Here is a 23,919-nt window from a genome sequence, read left to right as displayed (position 1 = left end):
ATATAACCAAATTAACGGTTCACTTTAGCCAAATCCTGTATCATCTTCATGGAATATTTTCCTTTCACTTGCAGAAAAACCGCCTCCTTCCCTCCGTCGACAACCGAAATAAACAATTGCCGGATCACTTTTTTATCGTCCAGGGTATAGATCTTTATTTCGTCTTTTTTATCCTTTACATTCAATAATTCTTCCAACTGATCCTTTTTTATATAATTCTTTATCTCTTTCGTAACATCCCTGACGATTTCTCCTTCTGTAACCAAAAGTTGAAAGGAAGAACTGTGACGTATAAAATTACGGACAACCTCACTCTCTTTTCCTGCCGGCATAAACAAGGAGAGAAAAAAACACCCGAACCGATTTACCCGCAAACTTACGACATCTTCGTGCTCTTTGTACTTATCACATATCTCCTGAAATTCCCGGGTCTGCCCCATCCCTGTTAAAGCCACTATGACCAGCAGAGATACCAAAAGAAACCGTTTCATATCCTATCATTTATTTTCATCGATTTTTTTCAACTGTTCAGCCCCTTTCACATTGACCATTTCAGCTATACCGGAAATCTGTTTCAGATCGATTTCTCCCGTAAATCCGATTAAAACAAACTCATTCTCATCGAGAATAACCATCACTAACTCCGAAACCGTCCCTTTCTTCTCCCGCGTATATATCCGGACCCACTCCTTTTTTTCCTTTACGTTCATCAGTTCCTCATATACAGACCCGCTTTTTGTAAGATCTTTCACAGCAGCATCATAATATTTCCGGGCATCCACTTCCGAGGTCAACACTTTCATACCCTTCAATTTCGAAACCATTTTCTGTACCTCCAACTCCCCATCGGCAGAAATCTGATACCTTATCTTCGTCTCCGAATCCGTTTTCTTTTCATCCGCCATCATCGCAATCAACTCAAACATCTTGGAAGAAATATTTACGACCGAAAAATTCTCATTATCGGCATAACGCATCTCGAATTCTTCTACAAAATTTTGTGCGAAGCCACCCCATCCCAGGCAAACAAGCACCACTAGCAATGTTATCTTTTTCATCTTTCTAAGTTTTAAAGTTTTTACTTGATATATTTAATCAGAGTCTCTGTTTTCTCTATATTCCGTTCAGCTTTCTTTTGTCCCTGCATCATTTTATCCGAAACGAGCATTAAAGTCTTCTCAACCTGTGCTAAAGCTTCCGCCGGATTTTGATAGGTATCTGCCGGTTCCGGTTTTTGCATCCGGTCCATATGCCGGTACAACAGTCCCATGCCGATAAACAATACAAATACGGCAGCCAGGCGCATGCCCAACGTCAGCCACATCCTTGCCCCACCCTGTTTCCGGTCGATCTGCCGCAAAATCCTTTCATCAAACGAATCATTCAATCCCACTTTCCGTTCTGTCCGCTGGAATACAAACAGGGAGGTATAGCGGGATAAATGCTCCGGCATCTCTTCTTCTCTGGTAAAAAAAAGACGTAATTCTTCCTCCTCTTCCACTGTTGTTTCACAGCTCCAGTATTTTTCCAACAATTTTTCAATTCTTCCGTAATCCATAACCGTCAATTTTTAAAAACATTTCCCTGATTTCTTTTCTCGCTCTGAACAGATTTACTTTCACCTGTTCTTCCGAAACAGCCATACAAGCGGCAATTTCCCGGTAACTCATACCTTCAATGTCTCTCAACTGTATAACCGTTCTTTGCTTTTCCGGAAGACGGCCGATCAACTCATGCAACCATCTCAGATTATCGTCTTTTTCGATTCTCTCATCCGGCCTCTCTTCCTCCAGCCTCAATTCCCAATGTTCATCCAATGTTTCATTTCCATATTCTTTCAGCCCAATCTTTCCCAACGAAATATTCCGTACCATCCTGCAACAATAGGCCTCTTTGTTCCCGATCCTCTCCCAATCCTCCCGTATATCCCACATTTTAAGCATGACCTCCTGTACAACATCTTCCGCATCTTCCGTACTCCGCATTATTCGTAAAGCCAAGCGAAACAACTTATCCCGTAAAGGCAAAATCTTATTTTTAAATTCTTCTATCTTCATCGTATATACCAGACAGATCAGTCAATCAAAAGTTACATCAATATACAAGAAATTTAAAAATAATAAATCCGGTTTGCCCCGTCCTGCCTTCCAAGCTAAATAAGGATGCAATACATGGATTCCGGTAGCCACAACTTCACACACTCTCTTTTTGTTTTAAAACCGGTTTTCCGGGTATCCTGAACAACCGATAAATAAAAAAGCTCCCAAATAAATCTGATATTTGGGAGCCTTTGAAATACCGAATGAATTTCTTATTGGTTTCTCTGTTTAAACTTTTCCAGTCCTTCTTTGAGAAAATTGTAGAAAGCATCCCGGTTCAGATCATATCCGCGGGCAGGCATCAACATATACTTTTCCAGATCCTTTCCTTCAACATGACTGTCCAATAGAATATAATTGGGTTGAGCATTGGAATTAAAATATTTAATCTGAAAATCGGCATTTTTCTTTCCGAGAGTCTTTTTCTTCTTTCCATCATAGTCAGAAATATACCATTCATTTTCAGGCAAAGTCTTTTTATCGTCCACATGCAAAGCCACAACGACATAATCATTTCTGAGCATATCCAAAATACGGGGATCGGACCATACGGATTGTTCCATTTCCCGGCAATTCACACATCCATGTCCCGTAAAAGCGATAAACAGTGGTTTATTCTGTGCCCGGGCACATTTTAATGCCTGTTCATAATCGAAATATCCGTCGATTCCATGAGGCAAATGTAAGAAGTCTGCATATTTGGGAGATTCACAGGCTTCCTGATTCCTGGATACGGCCGCCGGATTACCGAGAGCCACACCACTCTTCATAATTTCTTTGGCATTGTCGCGTACAATACGGTTAATATCGAAATCGATCGTCTCCTGTGGCGGGAAATAACCGGCCAATGCTTTCAAAGGAGCTCCGAACATACCCGGAATCAGATAAATAACAAAAGCAAAGGTAGCAATAATAAATGCCAGCCGGGTTACACCGATATATTGTAAATCACTGTCATTTCTAAATTTCAGTTTACCCATCAGATACAAGCCCTGTAAAGTGAAAACAGCTACCCAGATGGCGATATATACCTCCCGGTCGAGTAATCCCCAATGATATGTCTGGTCGGCTACCATCAGGAATTTAAAGCCTAAAGCGACTTCAATAAAACCCAAAACCACTTTTACCGAATTCAGCCATCCTCCTGATTTGGGCAAATTTCCCAATTTAGAAGGGAAAAAAGCAAAAAAACCGAAAGGCAAAGCCACTGCTAGCGAAAAACCCAGCATACCGATAACCGGTCTCAATACCGATCCCCGGGCAGCTTCAACGAGCACTGTACCGACAATCGGTGCCGTACACGAGAATGACACCAATACCAAAGTAAAAGCCATAAAAAAAGCACCGATATAACCGCCTTTATCAGCCTGCTTATCGGACTTATTTACAAGCCAGGAAGGAAGTACGATTTCAAAAGCTCCGAAAAACGAAGCAGCAAAGATCATAAAAATGATAAAGAAGAATACATTAGGAACCCAGTTCGTACTCAGCCAATTGATAAAATCCGGTCCAAGCACAACCGAAATAATCAATCCCAGCACCGTGTAAATAGCAATGATCGAGAAAGAAAAAAACAATGCTTTCGCTTTGGCTTTGGCCTTATTAGAATCTCCGTGCATAAAGAAAGATACCGTCATCGGAATCATCGGAAATACACAAGGCATCACGACAGCTGCTAACCCCGCTACAAAAGCAAGCCAGAAAAACATCCACAAAGACTCGTCTTTCTGCGTATCAGATGCCTGCAGATCTCCCGACGGTACCTCCGCTGTTTTTTCGACAACATTTCCCGCCCCCTTCAAAGGAATCGTAAACTCTTCGTCGAACATGACACACTGTCCTTCCTGACATACCTGATATTCCAACGTTCCTTTTACCGAAGTCAATGCCGGATCGGTCACTTTGATTTTCTGGGTAATTACAAATTCCCCTGCAAAATGCCATACATCCACCTCAAATATCGGATCATACTCTTTATGCGGTTCGTTTTCGGTAGCTTTCCCCAGCAATTCGATTCCTTTCCCCGCAGCCTCGAAATTCAAAGAGGTTTGCATCGGTCCGCCTTCGGGAGTATACATGGAATATATCGTCCAACCGGGTTTCAATTCAGCTTTTAATGTCAATTCGTATTCCCCGTTTCCCAAACTCTTCTCGCTATATGACCATGTCGCCGGATTTTCTACCTGAGCAAAGGCTGTTAATATACCTATTGTCCAAAACAATAAAAAAGTAAATAATTTTTTTCTCATAAGTTTCAATTATGCATATGAATGTATAACTACAAATATTTAACTCAAAGACAAAAATAGAATTATTTTATCACGGAATACTATGAATTTGTTAAATTTAACATATAATTAAAACGGCGGAAAAATTCCGCCGTTTTTACATTTTATCATTTGTTTCCCTAAGATACTCCCCGGTTTCTCAATCCACAATTTCCCGCTTATAGGAATTATAAAAATGATATTCATAAATATAATACGACGGGACATCCACGATACGAAGAGATATCTTATACCGGAAAGCCCAGCGACGGCGCATGGAAATAAAACCTTTTTTCAAATAAGCGCCGATAAACGGATGTACTTTCAATACGATATTCCGGCATCTCTTTTCCCGGGCAATGTGTTCCAACTGGTCTTCAATCCGGTCGATAACCAAAATAGCAGGTTCCGCTTTTCCCGTCCCGTGACATACGGGACAAGTTTCCATCGTATCGACAGTCATTTCCGGCCGTACCCGCTGACGGGTGATCTGCATCAATCCGAATTTACTCAACGGCAAAATCGTATGTTTCGCCCGGTCGATTTCCATACAGGCTTTCATTTTATCATACAATTTCTGCCGGTTTTCGGCCAATTGCATATCGATAAAATCAATAACGATGATGCCTCCCATATCCCTCAACTGCAATTGCCGGGCCACCTCTTCTGCGGCCGCCAGATTAACTTCCAGGGCATTTGACTCCTGATCGTCACCCAATTTTGCCCGATTGCCACTGTTCACATCGATGACATGAAAAGCTTCCGTATGTTCGATAATCAAATAAGCCCCGTTCTTAAAGGAAACTGTTTTCCCCAACGAAGATTTTATCTGCTTATCCACACCGAAATGGTCGAGTATCGGTATTTCAGGAGATACATATTTTACGATATCTTCTTTCTCGGGCGCTATCGAGCTAAGATAATGCCGTATTTCCTTACTTAAAGTAATGTCATTGACATATATATTCTCGAAAGAAGAATTCAGAATGTCACGTAAAATAACACTTGTCCGGTCGATTTCCCCTAAAATAAGCTTAGGCGGCTCGATATCCCGGATATGTTTAAATGCACTCTCAAATCTATCCACCAATTCCTTGAGTTCATTGTCGAACTGCGCCACCTTTTTCCCTTCGGCCACCGTCCGCACTATTACCCCGTAGTTTTTAGGCTTGATGCTCTCAATAAGCCGTTTCAACCTTTTCCGTTCTTCAGGAGATTTTATCTTCTGCGAAACGGATACCTTATCCGCAAAGGGCATCAAGACGAGATTACGTCCGGCAATACTCAACTCTGAAGTCAAACGCGGCCCTTTCGTGGAAATAGGCTCTTTGGCCACCTGTACGGCAACCCATTGTCCAACGGTAAGAATATCAGAAATCTTTCCGTTCTTACTGATCTCCGGTTCCAGCTTCAGTTTAGCCAACGGCAGTCCTTTACGGGCAATACACTGTTTGATATAGGTATCCAGAGAATGGAATTGAGGACTCAAATCCAGGTAATGAAGAAATGCATCTTTCTCGTATCCCACATTTACAAATGCCGCATTCAATCCGGGCATGATCTTTTTTACTTTTCCCAGATAAATATCCCCCACGGCAAACTGGACGCTCGTTTTTTCTTTCGTCAACTCCACCAACTTCTTTTCCCGCAGCAAAGCGATAATAACCTCATCTGCCCTGACATCAATAACTAGCTCACTGTTCATGTGTATACATTTTTCTTTTATAATTAAATAAACCTAAAGAACACCGGTTCTTTAGGTTTATCTTCAACTCACAAACTTATTTCTTCTTATGACGATTTTTTCTCAGTCTTTTTTTACGTTTGTGAGTAGCCATCTTATGTCTTTTTCTCTTTTTTCCGCTTGGCATAATCTACTCCTTTCTTATTTTTTAACTTTACCTTTAACTTCCGTTACAAAACTTTTGGAAGGTTTGAATGAAGGAATGAAATGTTCGGGTATTTTGATAGTTACGTTCTTTGAAATGTTACGGGCTGTTTTTTCTGCTCTCTTTTTCACGATAAAACTACCGAATCCTCTCAAATACACGTTCTTACCACCAACCACGGAATTCTTTATTGACTCCATAAAAGCCTCTACTGTAGCCTGAACCGCTACTTTCTCAATCCCGGTTGTTCTCGAAATTTCGTTAACAATATCCGCTTTAGTCATTTTCTATAAATATTTAATATTCAATAATTTATTTCTTCTGATCTGTTTTCAGTCTGCAAATATAAGTGTTTTCCTGGAACAATGAAACAAACCTTTCGATTTTTTCTGAAAAAATATCAGATAGTTGCTTTTCCCACACCCTGTTTCCCCTTCCGCCTTTCACTTTTCACTTTATAATAATATCAAAATTTTTAACCGAAACATATCCTGTTAAGTATAAGATCCATCTTTGCGGTCTGTTTCTACATCCCCGACAGACAGAATCGTTACTATATAAATAAATACGCTTTTCACAATTCACCGAAATTTTCAGTTTAATATCTTCCCTCCGCCAGAATCCAGACCCGGGTAATTCTGCCGGACACTGCGTTTCACCACTCAAACAGAGTACGAAAACAAGGATTTATATCTCCTGAAATAAAAACTTAATATCCGGTCTTTTGTTTCCCACAATTTATTTTTAAATTCGCAATTCGATATTTAATAAGAATAGGGTTTTAAAATTGCCGTCTTTTTCGTAACTTGTGTGAAAATTTAAAGGGTAAGAAGTATGGTTAACAAAGTGATTTTAATCGGAAATGTAGGTGCCGATCCGGAAGTAAGGTACCTCGATGGTGGTGTTGCAGTTGCGAATTTACGGCTGGCAACGACAGAAAGCTACAAAAACAAAAACGGAGAAAAAGTCGATCAAACGGAATGGCATAATATCGTATTATGGCGGGGTTTAGCGGAAATTGTCGAAAAATACGTTAAAAAAGGTATGCGGCTTTATATCGAAGGCCGAATCCGTACCCGTTCCTGGGACGATCAAAACGGAGTAAAACGGTACACCACTGAAATTTACGCCGACAACATGCAAATGTTGTCATTCAACCGCGGAGACAATGCCGATGTTGCGCCTCGCAGTAATTTTTCAGCAGCCCCCTCTGCTCCGGTTCAGAATATTTCTCCGGCTACTGATGAAAGCGACGATCTGCCGTTCTGATACCGAATAAAGAACAGAGATTAAAGAAAGAAGGTAAGGCAAGAGGAGGGTGAAATTGTTTAACTAATAATATAAATTTTGGAAACTGAGCTAATAAGTGCCGTATCGGATGTTGCATATGGACCGTTTAACTTAACCGATGTCATCTTCATTATTATTTTACTGCTGCTGCTTTTTTCTTCGGCCGTCATTTCAGGCTCGGAAGTAGCTTATTTTTCTTTGAGTCCGGGCCAGTTAGAAGAAATCCGGCAAAAAGGTTATGAAAAGGTATGTCACCTCCATCGCAAACCGGAAAAGCTATTAGCGACAATTTTGATATCCAACAATTTCGTCAATGTCGCAATTGTCATATTATCCTCTTATCTGGTAGATTCGTTGTTCGATTTTTCCGGAAACCCTTTATTGGGCTTTGTCATCCAGGTTATCGTCGTCACATTCATCATATTACTATTCGGCGAGATCATTCCCAAACTGTATGCCAACCGCTCCCCGATAAAGATGGCGATATTTATGGCATCGCCCTTAACCGTGTTGAGCTACCTGTTTCGTCCGCTTTCAGCCTTATTAATCAATTCGACTTCGATTATCAGTAAAAAAGTGGCTAAAAAAGACAGTATCTCCATCGACCAGTTGTCAAAAGCCCTGGAATTGACCAAAGATTCCGAAATCAATGAAGAAAAGGACATTCTGGAAGGTATTGTGCGTTTCAGTAATATTTATGCGATCGATATTATTCAGCCCCGTATCAATATTATTGCCATCGACGAAGAAGATTCTTTCAAACACATCCGCGAGCTGATTATCGAACACGGATATTCCCGGCTCCCGGTATATAAAGACAATCTTGATACGATCGTAGGTATATTATATATAAAAGACCTGCTGGCACATTTACAGGAAGACGATCATTTTCAGTGGCAAAGCTTGATACGGCCAGCCTATTTTGTCCCGGAGACCAAAAAAATTAACGACCTGCTGGAAGAATTCCAGACCAAGAAGGTACATCTGGCTATTGTCGTAGATGAATACGGGGGCACGTCGGGTATTGTCACCATGGAAGACATTCTGGAAGAAATCGTAGGAGAAATCAATGACGAAACCGATGAAAAAGAAAAGACATATATCAAAATCAAAAACAACGCCTATATTTTCGAAGGCCATACATTACTGAACGATTTTGAAAAGATTGCAGATATTAAAGACGATTATTTCAAAGACATAGAAGGTGAAGCGGACACGTTAGCCGGTTTAATTCTCGAAATCAAAGGAGAGCTGCCCCGAAAAAATGAAGTCATTACCTACCGGCAGCATAAATTCACCATTCTGGATGTCGATAAGCGAAGAATCAAGAAGATCAAATACGAAGACCTGGACCAAGAGACAGAATAAAATGAAGATAAACACCGGATTTTCAGGAAAAATAATTTTCACGGCCTGCTTATTATCTATTGCCATACTACCGATGAGCTGCCGGGAAAATTACTCTCCGCGTCCTTACGGTTACTACCGGATCGATTTTCCGGAGAAAGCATACTCACCGATGACTGCTCCCGGTTTACCTTACACATTCAATATATCGGACCAGGCCGTAATCGAACCCGATAAATCGCCGGATGCAGAAGCCTACTGGATAAACATCCGTTATCCGGCATACAACGCTATAATCAATCTGTCCTACAAAACCATTGCGAATGATTCTTCTCTCCTTAGTTACGAACAGGATTGTCATCGGCTGGCTTATGCTCATACAGTAAAAGCAGAATCGATAAAAGAACAGTATTTCAGCCGGGACAAAGGATTACACGGTTTGCTTTACCTGATTGAAGGCAATACAGCTTCATCGACACAATTTTATATCACTGATTCCACCCGGCATTTCCTCAGAGGGTCCCTGTATTTTCATACACATCCCAACAAAGATTCCCTGGCCCCGGTCATCGAATATTTACGGAAAGACATCGTCGAACTTATGGAGTCGGCCGAATTTAGCCGGTAAGATCACCGGAAAAGAATTTCCCCTTTAGCCGTATAAGGTACCGGTATCCCTGCCAAATAACACAAGGTCGGCAATAGGTCCGTCATCTTACATTCCGGAGCCAGAGAATGCCCGATACCTGCACCGTAAAAGAATACAGGCACTTTATTACGTTTACTGTAACGAAAATAATTGTCTTCCCTGTCCTTCAATTCCGGAATCCAGGTGGGCTGCAAACAAAACATCACATCTCCGCTCCTCTTCTGGGAAAAAGCATTCTGCATCAACATCTCCTGTCCGTGAGAAAATGCATTCCGGGACAAAGAATAAGCCGTCAATACTTTGGATATTCCCTCGAATTCAACCATAAAATCAGCTACTTTATCCTGTATTTCCTCCAATGACAGTTTGTTTTTCTCTATCAATCCCCGGTTTAAATAAATTTGTCCGGCATCGTAATCAGCTACCCATTCTCCGTCCCCATACACCAGGTTCAGATAAGATTTCAATAAGGCCACAGACTTAAAAATACTGAAATACCCACTCTCTATCCGCATTTTATCCAATTCTTCGGGCAACAACTCCCGGGCTTCCGTATAAGTCAGCACCACCGTATACCCCTCTTTCCCGACCTTACTATCCAAGAATTCCAGCAAACGCTGTATGTCTTTGTCCATACGCAGCACCATATCCTGAAATTCCCGGGCATAAACCCCAAAATCCCGGTTCATATAATCAAGGCTCGAAAAGCCGAGAGCCAGCAAATCCACATCATTGTCTTTGCCCAATCCCTCCGAATTTACCAATTGCTCGGCCAGATCCACCACCATCGTATTAGCATAAGGTGTGGCTTTCAACACCCGGTAAGTATTAAATTTCTTTTTAGCCTGGGCGATATCATAAAAAAAACTATTTCCCATGCCCAACTTATTTTTCATTTTCAACGAAAGTGAATTACTCTGTTCTTCTGCCAAAGGCATCCATCCCCGGCGAATGAGGAAATCACTTTCGATTTTTCCGTTATAAGCCGTCAGCCAGGCCGGGAGAGAATCAGCGTAAAAACCGGAAGAAACCCATTTGCCGCTTTTTTCACTCAGCCACAACGACAGATTGGCACAACTACCACCTCCCAGCACCGCCACTTCCGGATTAACAGCCACACTGTATACCTTGGAAAATACATCATTCATTTTCAATACACAGCCCAGAGTCAACGCCTCCAATCCTTCAGGACTATATCCTTTCAGCGAATCACCGTAACCGATTTCCGGATAATTCACAGTGGCCACATTATTTATCCGGCAGCGTCTCAATCTGTCATACCAGTCATGAGCCACAATCCCGTGAATAATAGGCAGTACACCTGTATATATCGTAGCCTGGTCGACTCCGGTCTGGGAATACAAATAATTGTAATCGGCAACACTCCTTTTTCCCTGATTCATAATCCTTTTGAATCCTCCTTCTTCCAAATCCCCGGCATAAACGGATAACCATTCCGGATAAAACTGATCAATCGTAATAGTGACGATCAGCCTGGTCTTATTTTCCGAAGCATATCCTTTCAACACACAACAAAACAGCAGAAAAACATATATATATTTCATAACCGATTCTATCTGATGACGACAATTTTCTCAAAGCAACAAAGGTAAAAACAATTAAAAACCGAAAAATGAAAATCAAAAAATATTTTAATCGTTACAACAAGATTACCGTGATTTTAATGATGTTTAACACCTCGGATTCCGCATATTATCAACAAAGGATGTCGGAGTTTCGGTTTTAAAGAAAAAGGGAGCAAAATATTATAATTTATAAGTAAGCTTGTGTAGTTTTCCTATTTGTTTACTATATTTACCACTTCAATTAAACCTGAATTAAATTATGGAGGACAAGAAATTTCAGCTGGCAGAAAAACTCAGGACCTATATCAGTCGCTACGGGATCAACGATTTCAGCGAAGAGCATCTACAAAAAGTAGGCTTATCCACAAATGAACTGAAAGAATACTTTACAGATCGTAAAGACATGGTTAATACGATTTTAGCTCATGAAAGAAGGTGTTTCGAAGAAATTTTCAATGAATACAACTTTGAAGGGTGGAATGCAATTGACATCTTACTGATTGTAAGTAACGAGATTAACAATCGTTTTTTCAACGTAACCCCCTCGGTAACAATGGCTTTATCAAAAGCCTATCCGGATCTTTACGAAGAACATAAGAATCTCCGTTCGGATTATATATACGAAAAGATAAAAATCAACATCGAAAAAGGCATGGAACAGGGAATTTATAAACAGGATGCTTCCAGCGAAATGATTGCCCGCATGTTTATTGCCAAATTGAATGATATCCACAATCCGGAAATCTATCCGCCTGAAGGATTTACATTTACGACAATTTTCAACAATCTGATCGACAGCATTATCAAATCAATCACAAATGAGGAAGGAAAAAGATACTACAAGCAACGCAAACAGCTTTACAGTGTTTTAAACTTCCGGTAATTTCCGGTCAATCAGTTTAAAATAAACAACTATGAAATATCAAATAGACGACATAGATAGAAAAATCCTTTCCTATCTGGTAAAAAATGCAAGGGTACCTTTCCTTGAAATAGCGAGAGAATGCGGAATATCCGGAGCTGCCATCCATCAACGTGTAAAAAAAATGGAAGATGCAGGAATTATTGAAGGTTCCCGTTTTATTGTAAAACCCAGAGCCTTAGGGCTTAAGATATGTGCTTTTATCGGTGTTGTTCTTGACAATGCCCATCAATACAAATCTGTGGTTAAAGAGTTAGAAAAAATTCCGGAAATCACGGAATGCCATTTTATTACAGGCCATTATGCCTTTCTTTTGAAGCTTCGGTGTAACAATCATCAGCATCTGATGGATGTTTTGATCAATACCCTTCAGAATATACCGGGGATCGCTAAAACGGAATCTTTTATATCTTTGGATACCATTATCGAAAAACAAGTCGATCTGCTTACAGAAGATCCCAAATAAAAAAAGAGCTTTTTCAAGCTCTTTTTTTTATATAACGATTACTCTGTCGTGTTCCTTGTCACAGTCGACTTTCAACACGCCTCCTTCCGGAACCGTACCTTTAATAATCACCTCTGCCAATTCATCTTCCAGATACTTCTGAATGGCTCGTTTCAAAGGACGCGCCCCATATTGCGGATCATATCCTTTCTCTGTCAGGAATTCCCGGGCTTCCTCCGAAATCTCGACAACATATCCCAAATCGCCGACCCGTTTCATCAGTCCTTTTAATTCGATATCGATAATCTTATGAATATCCTCTTTCGTCAATGCATTGAAGACAATTACATCATCGATACGGTTCAGAAATTCGGGAGCAAATGCATTTTTCAACGCCTTTTGTACTACACCCCGGGCATAATCCTTATCATTCACCCGGTCTTCCCGGCTAAATCCGATGCCTCTGCCGAAATCCTTCAATTGCCGGCTTCCGATATTGGACGTCATGATTATTATGGTATTCTTAAAATCCACCCGCCGTCCAAGGCTATCCGTCAACTGCCCGTCGTCCAGCAACTGCAGCAAAATATTGAAAACATCCGGATGGGCTTTCTCGATCTCATCCAACAGCACCACCGAATAAGGTTTTCTTCTTACCTTTTCCGTCAATTGTCCGCCTTCCTCATATCCGACATATCCGGGAGGTGCTCCGACCAGCCGGGATACGGCAAATTTTTCCATATATTCGCTCATGTCGATACGAATCAAAGCATCGTCTGTATCGAACAGATATTTTGCCAGAACTTTAGCCAACTGGGTTTTTCCGACCCCTGTAGGTCCCAGGAATATAAAAGAACCAATCGGGCGGTTGGGATCTTTCAGACCGGCCCGGTTCCGATGAATCGATTTCACAATCTTTTCAATCGCCTCTTCCTGACCGACAACACTACCCGCCAGCTCGTCCCGCATTTGCAGCAACTTTATACCTTCCGTGCGTGCAATCCGTTTTACAGGCACACCGGTCATCATAGCCACCACTTCGGCAACCTGCTCCTCATCGACAAGAATCGGATTCTCATTCAATTCTTTTTGCCATGACTCGTTTTCCCGCTCCAACAATGAAGTCAGATGACGCTCTTTATCCCGAAAAGCTGCAGCGACCTCGAAGTTCTGTTGTTTTACAGCCTCCTTCTTCTGATACTTTACCTCTTCGATATTCTTTTCCAGGTCCTCAATTACAGCCGGAACGTTGATGTTCGTAATATGCACCCTGGACCCCGCTTCATCCAAAGCATCGATTGCCTTATCAGGCAATGCCCTGTCCGAAATGTAACGCATGGTAAGCTTTACACACGCTTTAATAGCTGCCGGCGTATATTTTACATTATGATGCTCTTCATAACGCGACTTTATATTATTCAGAATCTCTACCGTTTCTTCAAAAGTTGTCGGCTCTACCAATACTTTCTGAAAACGACGTTCCAAAGCACCGTCTTTCTCTATATTCTGACGATATTCGTCCAATGTCGTCGCGCCGATACATTGAATCTCTCCTCTGGCCAGTGCCGGTTTCAGCATATTGGCAGCATCAAGGCTTCCCCCCGATCCTCCGGCTCCGACAATGGTATGAATCTCATCTATAAATAAAATAACGTTTTTATTCTTGGCCAATTCATTCAAAATCGCTTTCAAACGCTCTTCAAACTGTCCCCGGTATTTTGTTCCCGCCACGATAGCAGCAATATCCAAAGCCACAACCCGCTTATCAAACAACACCCGGGACACCTTACGTTGCGTGATACGAATAGCCAACCCCTCTGCTATGGCCGATTTGCCGACACCGGGTTCACCTATCAATACCGGATTATTTTTTTTGCGGCGGCTCAATATCTGTGCCAAACGCTCGATTTCCCGTTCACGACCGACAATCGGGTCCAATGTACCTTCTTCCGCAGCTTTTGTAATATCGATTCCGAAATTATCCAGTACCGGAGTATCTGATTTAGACATTCCCTGCTGACGGTAAGGATTATACAACGGATCTTCATCCTCCATGTCCTCATCCTCGGAATCCTCCTTATAATCCGATTGCATCCGGGCCCGCTCTTTCAGCAACTGCTCCCTGAACACCTCGTAATCGACCCCCATGGATTTGAATAGTTTGGATACAAATACAGCTTCACTTCGCAGTATAGCCAACATGACATGTTCCGAATCCACCTGCTCATCGCCTAATTTCAAAGCTTCCTCCATCACCCGTTTCAAAATACTGTTGGCGGCCAATGTAAAATCCAACTCTGTCAAAGATTCTATTTTTTCTTTTTTCTTTGCCAGTTTTTCTTCTATCCGATCCTTCACCTCATAGAAATCCACCCCCAGAGCCATCAGCACATCTATTGCCCGGCCCCGACTCAACCTCAACAGCCCCAAAAACAAATGTTCGGGATAAATCTTCGAATTACCCAAACGTTTAGCTTCCTCTCCTGCAGAGGTCATTATCTGTTTTAATCTTTTTGTATCGCTTTTACCCATTTTTATTTAATAAGCAACTCTTACTTAAAATCTGAAAAGTCGCATTTGACATCATAAAAATAATACATTCCAATGAAAATCACTATTGAAAAAAAGAAATTATTATTACTTATCGTTAATCATCTCCTTAAATTCATTTTCTCCGATAATCCGGATTCCCAATTTTTCAGCTTTTTTCAATTTACTTCCGGCATTTTCTCCCGCCAGCAAAAAAGTGGTTTTTGAAGATACCGAATCACTGACCTTGCCGCCGGCACTCAATATGATATCTTTAAAATATTCCCGCGGCCGGCTCAATGTCCCTGTTATTACGAAAATCTGTCCTTCAAGGATATTGTTTTCTTCAGCTTGTTCCTCCATCTCTCCGGCAACCCCATATTTCAGCAAACGTTCGATCAGTATCCGATTCTCTATCCGTGCAAAATATTTCAATAAACTATTCGCCATCTGCTCTCCGATATCCTCCACCTCTATCAGTTGTTCATAGTCGGCAGCCATCAATTTCTCCATACTCCGGAAACTTCTGGCCAGATTACGGGAAGCCGTTTCACCGATATAACGAATCCCCAAACCATATAATAAGGCAGGAAATCCGGCGGTTTTCGATTTTTCAATACCGGTGATCAAGTTATCCACTGACTTTTCCTGCATCCGGTATACGTTTAAGGTATTCAATTTCCGTACCATTTTTTCATTACGCAGGAAAAAATTCCGGATATTGACGGCATCCGTATCTGTCATTCCCTCTACCGTTGCTATTTCCGATTCAGAAGCCGTTGCCAATTCATAAATATAATCGTAAGAAGCTGCCAATAATTCCGCTTTATACCTGTCAACCCCGGGTATACAAAAGGCAAAAATGACATCATCCGAAGGAATATCCGCCACCTCTCCGGCTGCTTTCAAACGCTCTAAAGGCTCATTGAAAGGAGTCCGGAAATAATCCAGAATCCGGTTTACGTTCTTCTCTATATCTTTACTCTCTCCCCAAGGCAAGGCCATCAACTCTTCCTTACCGGCCTCGGCTAATGCCTTCAGGCTGGAAAAACGCCCTGCCAGCATCGTTGCCAGACGAGCCGATATGTTTTTCAATCCGATTTCAAAGCCGTAAATCACCTTAGCCAACGGAATACTCGTCATCTCAAAACTTTGAGAATAAATGATTTTCTCCAATCCGATCAATTCGGCCCGCCGTTCCGGTAAAGTATATATATCGGCCACATTTTGTATAAAGTGCCGGCTCAACAATAAATCTATCGTCTCTTCCCCCATACCTTCTATATCCATGGCCCGGCGACTGACAAAATGTTCGATTTTACCGGCAATCTGCGGGGGACAATGTTCTTCATTCGGACAATAATGGTTGGCCTCGCCTTCTATCCGCACCAATTCCGTTCCACATTCGGGACAATGTGTAATAAATTGCACCGGTAACGCATCCGGTTTTCTACGGCTCACATCCACTCCTACAATCTTCGGAATGATTTCTCCCCCTTTCTCGACATACACCGTATCATGCTCATGCAAATCCAAATCGGCTATAATATCCGCATTGTGTAAAGAAGCCCGTTTCACCACCGTTCCGGCCAGATGCACCGGTTCCAGATTAGCAACAGGGGTTATACTCCCCGTTCTGCCTACCTGGTAACTGACCGAAATCAACGGAGTAGCTTCCCGTTCTGCCTTAAACTTGTAAGCGATCGCCCAGCGGGGAGATTTTGCCGTATAGCCTAATAAATGTTGTTTTTCAAGATCATTGACTTTTACGACGATACCATCGATAGGTACCGGCAAATCCACCCTCTTTTTATCCCATTCTTTCACAAAATCCCATACTTCCCCGATGGTATTACAAAGCCGGAGATAAGGCGGTATATAAAATCCCCACTCCTTTGCCTTCATCAGGCTACCGTAATGCGTATCTGCCGGCGTATTCTCTCCGGGTAAATAATAAAGAAAACAATCCAAATGCCGTTTGGCCACCAAAGCCGAATTTTGTAATTTCAACGTACCGGCAGCAGCATTCCGGGGATTGGCAAACAGCGCTTCCCCTGCTTCCGCTTTCTCCTGATTTAAACGGTTGAAAACAGCAAAAGGCATTAAAATTTCACCCCGTATCTCAAATTCGGCAGGATAATCTCCCTGAAGTTTTAAAGGGACCATACGAATGGTCCGGACATTAGCCGTCACATCATCGCCTCTCACCCCGTCCCCACGGGTAACGGCCTGTGTCAATTCCCCACCGGTATAAGTCAGACTGATCGAAGTTCCATCGTATTTCAACTCGCATACATATTGTACTTCACCTGCCGTTTTACGTACCCGGGTATCAAAGTCCCGGATTTCTTCCTCGCTGTATGTATTACTGAGCGAAAGCATCGGATATTTATGCTCCACCTGGGTAAATTCCCGGTTTATATCCTGACCGACCCGCTGTGTCGGAGAATTCGGATCATACCATTCCGGATGAGCTTCTTCCAAAGCTTCCAGCTCATGCATCAAACGATCGAATTCGATATCCGAAATCTCCGGTGCATTATCGATATAGTACTTATTATTATGATATTCCAGTAATTTACGCAACGCCAATAGCCGTTCCTCTGCTTTTTCCATAGTTTCCGTATAAATCTTTACGACAAAGTTACGGAAAAATAATCATTTTCTTTCCTTCTGAAAGAGTTCGAAAAATGCAGGAAAATCCTGAAAAAAAGGTATTTTTCAAACCGGCTTACAGTTATTTTATCAAAATATATTGATGAATTATACAATATTTCAAATCTAAACTATATTTTTAGACACTTAAATAAGACTACAACGTAAACTATGAAGATCAAATTATCCGTCTTTTTTTTACTGTTACTATTTTCCGCAAAAGCTCAGTTTGTCGATTTAGGGCAAGATCCGGCAGGTTTACGCTGGAAACAAATTAAAACAGAAGATTTTCAGATCATTTACCCGGACTATTTCGAAGAAAATGCCCAAAAAATTGCGAATATATACGCAGCCTTGTACCGCCACTCGAATTCTCTGGCACATAAACCCGTAAAAATATCGATGGTCATTCACGCCAGCGGAGGTATTGCCAATGGTAACGTTGCCTGGGCCCCCCGTAAAACCGATCTGTATACGATGCCTCCCCAGGAACCATCCGATACCTGGCTGGAACACCTCTGTGTACATGAATTCCGTCATGTCGTACAAATCGACAAAGTGAACCAGGGACTGACGAAACTGCTATATTACATTTTCGGAGAAGAAATTACGATTGCCGTTACCGGCTTATATCTTCCCCTGTGGTTCCTCGAAGGCGACGCCGTGACATTCGAAACCGCCGTCGGACATATCGGCAGAGGACGTTCTCCTGAATTTCTCAATGAAATGAAAGCACAAATCGTTGAAAAAGGTATATACACCTATTATAAGGCAACCCTCGGATCGGATAAAGACTTTGTCCCCAATCGCTATAACATGGGCTATTTTATGGTGGGCAATGCCCGGGTAAACTACGGTAACGAAATCTGGACCGACGCCTTGAACCGCATCGGCCGCCGTCCTTTTAGCCTGGCCCCTTTTGCCCGCAGCCTGCGTAAAACCCTGGCGCAAAAACGGGACAGCCTGTGGCGGGATTCCACCTTCCGGTCCCTCTTTATCAATGCAGACAGTGTAAAAAAAGCCAATACTTACCGGGATGCCAAACGCACCCTATACCGGGATAATTTTACGGAATTACAACGCATCTGGCAAAAAGAAGTTATACACGATTCCAGTAAATTCGATACCGTTTCCACACACAACCGAACCTATACCCATTACCTTTACCCCATCCGTTTACAGGATGGACGGCTCATTGCTTACAAAAAAGGGTTGCGGGAAACCGGTGCTTTCGTAAGCATCGGCTCAGACAAAGACAAACTACTGACACGCACGGGAGTCATGGACGACAACCGATATGCCATAAACGACGACCGTATCGTCTGGACGGAATACCGGCCGGATATCCGTTGGGAGCACGGCGGCCGCAACACGCTTGTAAGTTACGATCTGCACAGACACAAATACCGTTATCACAAAAGTCGTCACAACCGGTTTTCTCCTTTCTCTGTCGGTGAAAACTGGGGTGTTGTCGAAGTAAACGACAATAACCAGGCCTCACTGGTCATTCTCGACCCGGAAATGAAAAAAGAATTGCAACGCATCAAGGCATCCAAAGATGAGTTATTTATTCACCCGCATTACGATGGTAAAAAGATAACAACCGTCGTTCAGGGTCGGCAAGGCATACATCTGGAATCGATCGACCTGCACAGCGGTACAAGAGAAAAAATCACCGTCCCCGTCTGGTATGAACTGGATAACCCGGTTGTACAGGACAGCCTGCTGCTGTTCCGGGCTTCTTTCAATGCCAATAATTCATTTTATGCCAGAAACAGCCGGACAGGTCACATCGACAATGTCCTGAATGCTCCCTACGGAGTGCGTTTCCCTTCTTTATATACCGATTCCCTGTATTTCTCGTTCTATACTTCCGACGGTTATAAACCCGGACGTATAGCCTTAAAGGACTTAAAAAATATCCCTTTAGACAAAGAACATTTCCGTCTGGCCGACTCTCTCGTTAGAAGAGAAAACTGGAAGATGTCCTGGGATAACGATTCCATATATCCGACCCGGAAATACCGGAAACTTACCCACCTGTTCAATTTCCACAGTTGGGGCCCTTTGTACATAGATCCCAGCAGACAGGAAATCACAGCCGGCATCGTTGCCTATTCCCAAAACAAATTGAGCACGTTGTCCTTATCTGCCGGATATATTCTGGATTCGGACTACGATCACGGCGCCTGGATGCTTAACGCCAGCTACAAAGGAATATGGCCGGTATTCTCCGTCGACATCCGTAGCGGAAGATACGACTATTATACCTTCAACACAAAGGCCGAAAACCTGCACACCGGAACAAAAGATACCCTCTACCTGAAAAACCGGTCGAATTATACCCAGGGTGAATTTACCGTTCAACTCCCCTTCAACATATCCAGAAAAAATTACAACCGTTATATCACCCCTTACGCCCGTTACAAAATCGAGGCCATACACAACAATAAAGTCCGCGAAACCTACCTATTGACAAAAAAGGGCGATATTGGCTACATTCTGCCGGTAAACCCTTCCGACTTCCGTTTCTCGACCCCTTCCAACTATTACCAGATGTTGGAGTACGGCCTGCTGTTAGGCAGCCAAACCCGTATGACGCCACAGGAAATCAACCCCCGCTGGGGGCAATCAATACAAATAGGCTACGCACATACACCCTGGAAAAAACTGGATCTGGGACATGAATGGTGGGTATCCGGCACATTCTATTTTCCCGGCTTTGCAGTCAACAACTCCATTTCTTTATACGGAGGATACCAGGAACGCCCCGATAACAGAGCCTACGGAAAAAAAATACTCCAACCCCGGGGTATTCATTTTTACGGTTCAGAATTGACAACTCTACGGACAAATTATAAATTACCTCTGCTTTTTCCCGACCAGCACATCACTTCCCTCTTTTATATAAAACGTCTGGATGGAGGACTTTTCTTCGATATGGGACATGAAAAATTCCGCCGGGCGGAAAAAAACTATTACTCTTACGGAGCAGAATTGACAGCAGGATTCCATTTTTTGAGATTACCGTTTCCCCTGACCATGGGAATCCGGACAGGTTACGAAACACAAACCAAATCGATGTTTGCAGAGTTTTTATTCAATATTAGTTTTAGTATCTAAATATTTGTTTATTATTTGTTTTTTAGCTTACTTTGAAAAACTAATAAAAAAATGCCATGGCAAATTACGAAATCATTGCATTTTATAAGGACAGTGAGGAAGAAATCACGGTTCTGGCAAACAAAATAGGGATACTATACAACCTGAATGTCAGATTCGAAAAGCTTCCGGCAACTGCGGCCTCCATTGTTACACTCCTTTCCGAAAAAACAGTATTGTGCATACTTAACCGGGATACGTTGAAATTCGGTAAGTTGTTGAAATATGCCTACGAGATCAACAAACCGATGTTGCTTGTCCGGGCGTCTTATCCCGAGGATTCCTACAATCATTTCAATATTCCGGTAGGTTACCTGCAGGAAAACAAAGAAAAAGTAGTCTGGGCGAACTTTTTCCAAAGATACAATACAAAAGCAACGATCGAGTTGACGATTCCGCAGGAAAAAGACGAAGGTATAGCTCATTTGGTTGATAACAACGTCAGCTTTATCGAAAATATTTTCAACAATTCCAATGCCCGGTACACCAAATCCTTCTTCAAAGGGAGTTTCGAGCATATTTTAAAAAATACGTTCATACAAACAGACAATTCCATTGTGTTTATCATGCGGCCTTTCCGTCTGTTTCCATTCTATACACCGCTGAATCTGCGCTTATTCAAACGTTATTCGCACACCCCTACGTTATTAATTCCCAGAGATGATGCCTTGTATATCCCTTGTCATTAATAACAGTTTCCTTTAAGATACGATCCACTTCACAATGAATTAAAATTTACATATACCATCTGATATCAATACCATACATTCCGTCTTTTTCAGTTCCGGACAATGTCTGAAATTCAATCTTTCCTTAAAAAAATTTTTTTAAAACGATTGCAATTGTTATATTCGTAACCATCTAAATTCCGAAAGATGGTATTAAATGATATTGTGCAACTGTTAAAAGCCTCCGTTATATGCGGAGACCAACATCTCGAATGCGAAATAAAACGGGCATTTGCAGCCGATCTTATGAGTGATGTCCTGCGTCTGAATACGGAAGAAATGCTTTTGATCACCGGACTCGCTAATCTTCAGGTGATCCGGACAGCCGAAATGTCCGACATCAATTTCATTCTCTTTGTCCGGGACAAAAAAGTCAGTCCGGATATGCTGGAACTGGCCCGGGAAAACGGTATCGCCGTTTTACAATGTTCCCAAAGTATGTTTAAAGTCTGTGGCGAACTCTATAAAGCCGGACTGGAACCCGTATATTAAAACAGAATTATGGAATTTAATTTCAACATAGAAGGCGGTAACTTTTCACGTGCCGGTACAGCTTCCAGCGAAATAAAAAAAATACTCAAACAACTGAATGTCGACAGCAATTTGATCAAACGTATCGTCGTCGCATTGTACGAAGCCGAAGTCAATGTCGTTGCCCACGCCTGGGAAGGTTCTGTCAAATTACAAATTACGCCGGAAGCGATCCAACTTACCGTAGCTGACAAGGGACCGGGTATTCCGGATATCGGTTTGGCCATGCAGGAAGGATATTCCACGGCTACCCCCGAAGTCAGGGAAATGGGATTCGGAGCGGGAATGGGATTACCCAATATGCAGAAAAACTGTGACAAGCTGGACATTCAATCCGAAATCAACGTGGGTACGACTGTCCGCATGATCACCTATTTAAAGTAAGAACGAAATAACAAATACCCCGTACAAATAAGGGAAATATAAAATAACGAGTAATGAGCGGAGGGGAATTTTATCATGCATTAAAAATCGTGGACGCCGTCTGTACAGGCTGCACCCATTGTATGCATATATGCCCTACCTCCGCCATACGAATCCGGAACGGAAAGGCGTCCTTAAATGAAGCGGCCTGTACAGATTGCGGAATGTGTCTGAAAACCTGTCCTCAACACGCTATTATTGTCGAACAGGACGATTTCAGCCAAATATTCAAGTTCTCTTACCGGATCATTTTGCTCCCCACTGTGCTGATCGGACAATTCCCGGAAGATATCAGCGAAGAGCAAATCTTTTCCGAACTACATAATATGGGTTTTAACTATGTGATGGAAGTGGACAAAGCCACCGGCATTCTGGCAGAAGAAACCCGGAAATACATGGAGAAAAACGCCCACCTGAAACCTTTTATCTCGAATTCCTGTCCGGCTGTCATCCGGCTGATACAAGTCCGGTTCCCGTCCTTGATCGACCACATTATCCGATTGAAGCAAGTCATGGATACGGCAGCCATATATGTACGGAAAAAATTCATCGACAAAGGGATTCCGGAAGAAGAGATCGGTGTATTTTTCGTAACCCAATGTGCCGCAAAAATTGCCGCCATCAAATGCCCGGTAGGAGAAGAAAAATCTTCCGTCGACGGGGTAATCAACATGGATTTCATATACAATAAAATCCTTTTGGCCATTAACAAAAACAAAGACAAACCCATTACCAAAGTACCCGAACAATACCATCTGACTCCGGAATCTATCAACTGGACGCTGACAGGAGGCGAAGCCGCCCATTATACCGGTCGCTGTCTGGCCATCGATGAAATACACAACGTCATCGAAATTCTGGAAAAGCTGGAAAACGATGAAATTACGGACATCGATTTTCTGGAACTACGGGCCTGTGATCATTCCTGTGCCGGAGGAGCCCTCACTATCAACAACCGTTTTTTAACCATCGAACGCCTGCAAAAAAGGATGACAAACTACATCCGGAACAATTACACATCAACCAACAAAATGCCCCAATACCGGGAATTTCTGAATGAACAAATCCGGCTGACGGGAGAGATTCGCCCCCGCTCCATCGAGAAACTGGACGAAAACATGCTGATCGCTATGGAAAAGATGGAAAAGATCAACCGGGTCATGAAGGTGTTGCCGCAAATCGATTGCGGCGCCTGCGGAGCCCCTTCCTGTCAGGCGCTGGCTCAAGATGTCGCACAGGGAAAAGCCAAACTGAACCAATGTGTATTCATGCAGAAAATACTGACAAAAGAAGGTTTGATTACGCCGGAAGAATCCATGGAACTCTCCTGCAAAATCTGGGGAGAGGAAAAATTCGACAAATAAATAACCTGAATCATCAATACAAATAAAATACCA

The 23,919-nt window shown here is 42.3% G+C and carries 20 protein-coding genes; 10 read left to right on the top strand and 10 right to left on the bottom strand.

All coding sequences use genetic code 11. The features are described from left to right. Positions 1–11 precede the first annotated feature (11 nt). The 7 genes from BN8908_RS03415 to BN8908_RS03385 form a co-directional block, all read right to left on the bottom strand. A complete protein-coding gene (locus tag BN8908_RS03415; RefSeq protein ID WP_068689076.1) occupies positions 12–491 on the bottom strand; it encodes a DUF4252 domain-containing protein in 480 nt (159 codons plus the stop codon). 6 nt (positions 492–497) lie between these two features. Further along, the gene (locus BN8908_RS03410) at positions 498–1,058 is read right to left on the bottom strand and encodes a DUF4252 domain-containing protein (protein WP_021987277.1); all 561 of its coding nucleotides are present in this window, start codon (positions 1,056–1,058) and stop codon (positions 498–500) included. A gap of 20 nt (positions 1,059–1,078) precedes the next feature. Continuing rightward, positions 1,079–1,558 (bottom strand): hypothetical protein, encoded by a 480-nt coding sequence (locus BN8908_RS03405; RefSeq protein ID WP_021987276.1) that lies wholly within the window; start codon positions 1,556–1,558, stop codon positions 1,079–1,081. After that, the gene (locus BN8908_RS03400) at positions 1,539–2,057 is read right to left on the bottom strand and encodes an RNA polymerase sigma factor (protein ID WP_068689074.1); all 519 of its coding nucleotides are present in this window, start codon (positions 2,055–2,057) and stop codon (positions 1,539–1,541) included. Before BN8908_RS03400 ends, BN8908_RS03405 begins: the two co-directional genes overlap by 20 nt. Before the next feature lie 254 nt (positions 2,058–2,311). Further along, entirely contained in the window at positions 2,312–4,348 is a 2,037-nt protein-coding gene (locus tag BN8908_RS03395) for a protein-disulfide reductase DsbD family protein (RefSeq protein WP_068689072.1), read from the bottom strand. A 178-nt stretch (positions 4,349–4,526) separates the two neighbouring features. Then, entirely contained in the window at positions 4,527–6,071 is a 1,545-nt protein-coding gene (locus BN8908_RS03390; protein ID WP_021987273.1) for an Rne/Rng family ribonuclease, read from the bottom strand. Positions 6,072–6,251: 180 nt separating this feature from the next. Further along, positions 6,252–6,539 carry an HU family DNA-binding protein gene (locus tag BN8908_RS03385; RefSeq protein ID WP_021987272.1) on the bottom strand — a complete coding sequence of 96 codons (288 nt, stop codon included), beginning with the start codon at positions 6,537–6,539 and terminating at the stop codon, positions 6,252–6,254. A gap of 550 nt (positions 6,540–7,089) precedes the next feature. Here BN8908_RS03385 and BN8908_RS03380 point away from each other — a divergent pair. The 3 genes from BN8908_RS03380 to gldD all read left to right on the top strand — a co-directional run bounded on the left by BN8908_RS03380 (position 7,090) and on the right by gldD (position 9,520). Next, positions 7,090–7,524, top strand: a complete 435-nt coding sequence (locus BN8908_RS03380; RefSeq protein WP_021987271.1) for a single-stranded DNA-binding protein — start codon at positions 7,090–7,092, stop codon at positions 7,522–7,524. 78 nt (positions 7,525–7,602) lie between these two features. After that, on the top strand, positions 7,603–8,913 hold the full coding sequence (gene gldE, locus BN8908_RS03375; protein WP_068689070.1) for a gliding motility-associated protein GldE: 1,311 nt from the start codon (positions 7,603–7,605) through the stop codon (positions 8,911–8,913). Position 8,914: 1 nt separating this feature from the next. After that, on the top strand, positions 8,915–9,520 hold the full coding sequence (gene gldD, locus BN8908_RS03370) for a gliding motility lipoprotein GldD (RefSeq protein WP_068689068.1): 606 nt from the start codon (positions 8,915–8,917) through the stop codon (positions 9,518–9,520). Between the two features lie 2 nt (positions 9,521–9,522). On the opposite strand, the gene BN8908_RS03365 is transcribed toward gldD, so the two are convergent. Then, positions 9,523–11,106 carry an alkaline phosphatase family protein gene (locus tag BN8908_RS03365; RefSeq protein ID WP_068689066.1) on the bottom strand — a complete coding sequence of 528 codons (1,584 nt, stop codon included), beginning with the start codon at positions 11,104–11,106 and terminating at the stop codon, positions 9,523–9,525. Between the two features lie 280 nt (positions 11,107–11,386). On the opposite strand from BN8908_RS03365, the gene BN8908_RS03360 reads away from it, so the two are divergent. After that, positions 11,387–12,010, top strand: coding sequence for a hypothetical protein (locus tag BN8908_RS03360; RefSeq protein WP_068689064.1), 624 nt, complete (start codon positions 11,387–11,389; stop codon positions 12,008–12,010). Between the two features lie 31 nt (positions 12,011–12,041). Further along, positions 12,042–12,515 (top strand): Lrp/AsnC family transcriptional regulator, encoded by a 474-nt coding sequence (locus BN8908_RS03355; protein ID WP_021987266.1) that lies wholly within the window; start codon positions 12,042–12,044, stop codon positions 12,513–12,515. A gap of 27 nt (positions 12,516–12,542) precedes the next feature. Here the strand turns inward: BN8908_RS03355 and BN8908_RS03350 are convergent, their stop codons facing one another. Continuing rightward, on the bottom strand, positions 12,543–14,990 hold the full coding sequence (locus BN8908_RS03350; RefSeq protein WP_021987265.1) for an ATP-dependent Clp protease ATP-binding subunit: 2,448 nt from the start codon (positions 14,988–14,990) through the stop codon (positions 12,543–12,545). Positions 14,991–15,131: 141 nt separating this feature from the next. Beyond that, positions 15,132–17,639, bottom strand: coding sequence for an NAD-dependent DNA ligase LigA (gene ligA / locus BN8908_RS03345; protein WP_068689060.1), 2,508 nt, complete (start codon positions 17,637–17,639; stop codon positions 15,132–15,134). A gap of 210 nt (positions 17,640–17,849) precedes the next feature. Between ligA and BN8908_RS03340 the strand changes: the two genes are divergently transcribed. From BN8908_RS03340 to BN8908_RS03320, 5 genes are all read left to right on the top strand, one after another. Beyond that, on the top strand, positions 17,850–20,801 hold the full coding sequence (locus BN8908_RS03340; protein ID WP_068689058.1) for a hypothetical protein: 2,952 nt from the start codon (positions 17,850–17,852) through the stop codon (positions 20,799–20,801). A gap of 56 nt (positions 20,802–20,857) precedes the next feature. After that, on the top strand, positions 20,858–21,529 hold the full coding sequence (locus BN8908_RS03335; RefSeq protein ID WP_021987262.1) for a hypothetical protein: 672 nt from the start codon (positions 20,858–20,860) through the stop codon (positions 21,527–21,529). A 186-nt stretch (positions 21,530–21,715) separates the two neighbouring features. Next, a complete protein-coding gene (locus BN8908_RS03330) occupies positions 21,716–22,060 on the top strand; it encodes a DRTGG domain-containing protein (protein WP_021987261.1) in 345 nt (114 codons plus the stop codon). 9 nt (positions 22,061–22,069) lie between these two features. After that, entirely contained in the window at positions 22,070–22,483 is a 414-nt protein-coding gene (locus BN8908_RS03325; RefSeq protein ID WP_021987260.1) for an ATP-binding protein, read from the top strand. A 53-nt stretch (positions 22,484–22,536) separates the two neighbouring features. Then, positions 22,537–23,886, top strand: a complete 1,350-nt coding sequence (locus BN8908_RS03320; protein ID WP_021987259.1) for a [Fe-Fe] hydrogenase large subunit C-terminal domain-containing protein — start codon at positions 22,537–22,539, stop codon at positions 23,884–23,886. Positions 23,887–23,919: the final 33 nt, after the last annotated feature.

The sequence above is a fragment of the Culturomica massiliensis genome, assembly GCF_900091655.1.
GTDB lineage: Bacteria > Bacteroidota > Bacteroidia > Bacteroidales > Marinifilaceae > Culturomica > Culturomica massiliensis.
This window is presented reverse-complemented; position numbering and strand designations above follow the sequence as displayed.

What these genes read in the sequence shown, in the direction of transcription:
- BN8908_RS03415 (WP_068689076.1), bottom strand. Translation starts at nt 491, where the DNA reads ATGAAACGGTTTCTTTTGGTATCTCTGCTGGTCATAGTGGCTTTAACA.
- BN8908_RS03410 (WP_021987277.1), bottom strand. Translation starts at nt 1,058, where the DNA reads ATGAAAAAGATAACATTGCTAGTGGTGCTTGTTTGCCTGGGATGGGGT.
- BN8908_RS03405 (WP_021987276.1), bottom strand. Translation starts at nt 1,558, where the DNA reads ATGGATTACGGAAGAATTGAAAAATTGTTGGAAAAATACTGGAGCTGT.
- BN8908_RS03400 (WP_068689074.1), bottom strand. Translation starts at nt 2,057, where the DNA reads ATGAAGATAGAAGAATTTAAAAATAAGATTTTGCCTTTACGGGATAAG.
- BN8908_RS03395 (WP_068689072.1), bottom strand. Translation starts at nt 4,348, where the DNA reads ATGAGAAAAAAATTATTTACTTTTTTATTGTTTTGGACAATAGGTATA.
- BN8908_RS03390 (WP_021987273.1), bottom strand. Translation starts at nt 6,071, where the DNA reads ATGAACAGTGAGCTAGTTATTGATGTCAGGGCAGATGAGGTTATTATC.
- BN8908_RS03385 (WP_021987272.1), bottom strand. Translation starts at nt 6,539, where the DNA reads ATGACTAAAGCGGATATTGTTAACGAAATTTCGAGAACAACCGGGATT.
- BN8908_RS03380 (WP_021987271.1), top strand. Translation starts at nt 7,090, where the DNA reads ATGGTTAACAAAGTGATTTTAATCGGAAATGTAGGTGCCGATCCGGAA.
- gldD (WP_068689068.1), top strand. Translation starts at nt 8,915, where the DNA reads ATGAAGATAAACACCGGATTTTCAGGAAAAATAATTTTCACGGCCTGC.
- BN8908_RS03365 (WP_068689066.1), bottom strand. Translation starts at nt 11,106, where the DNA reads ATGAAATATATATATGTTTTTCTGCTGTTTTGTTGTGTGTTGAAAGGA.
- BN8908_RS03360 (WP_068689064.1), top strand. Translation starts at nt 11,387, where the DNA reads ATGGAGGACAAGAAATTTCAGCTGGCAGAAAAACTCAGGACCTATATC.
- BN8908_RS03355 (WP_021987266.1), top strand. Translation starts at nt 12,042, where the DNA reads ATGAAATATCAAATAGACGACATAGATAGAAAAATCCTTTCCTATCTG.
- BN8908_RS03350 (WP_021987265.1), bottom strand. Translation starts at nt 14,990, where the DNA reads ATGACCTCTGCAGGAGAGGAAGCTAAACGTTTGGGTAATTCGAAGATT.
- ligA (WP_068689060.1), bottom strand. Translation starts at nt 17,639, where the DNA reads ATGGAAAAAGCAGAGGAACGGCTATTGGCGTTGCGTAAATTACTGGAA.
- BN8908_RS03340 (WP_068689058.1), top strand. Translation starts at nt 17,850, where the DNA reads ATGAAGATCAAATTATCCGTCTTTTTTTTACTGTTACTATTTTCCGCA.
- BN8908_RS03335 (WP_021987262.1), top strand. Translation starts at nt 20,858, where the DNA reads ATGGCAAATTACGAAATCATTGCATTTTATAAGGACAGTGAGGAAGAA.
- BN8908_RS03330 (WP_021987261.1), top strand. Translation starts at nt 21,716, where the DNA reads ATGGTATTAAATGATATTGTGCAACTGTTAAAAGCCTCCGTTATATGC.
- BN8908_RS03325 (WP_021987260.1), top strand. Translation starts at nt 22,070, where the DNA reads ATGGAATTTAATTTCAACATAGAAGGCGGTAACTTTTCACGTGCCGGT.
- BN8908_RS03320 (WP_021987259.1), top strand. Translation starts at nt 22,537, where the DNA reads ATGAGCGGAGGGGAATTTTATCATGCATTAAAAATCGTGGACGCCGTC.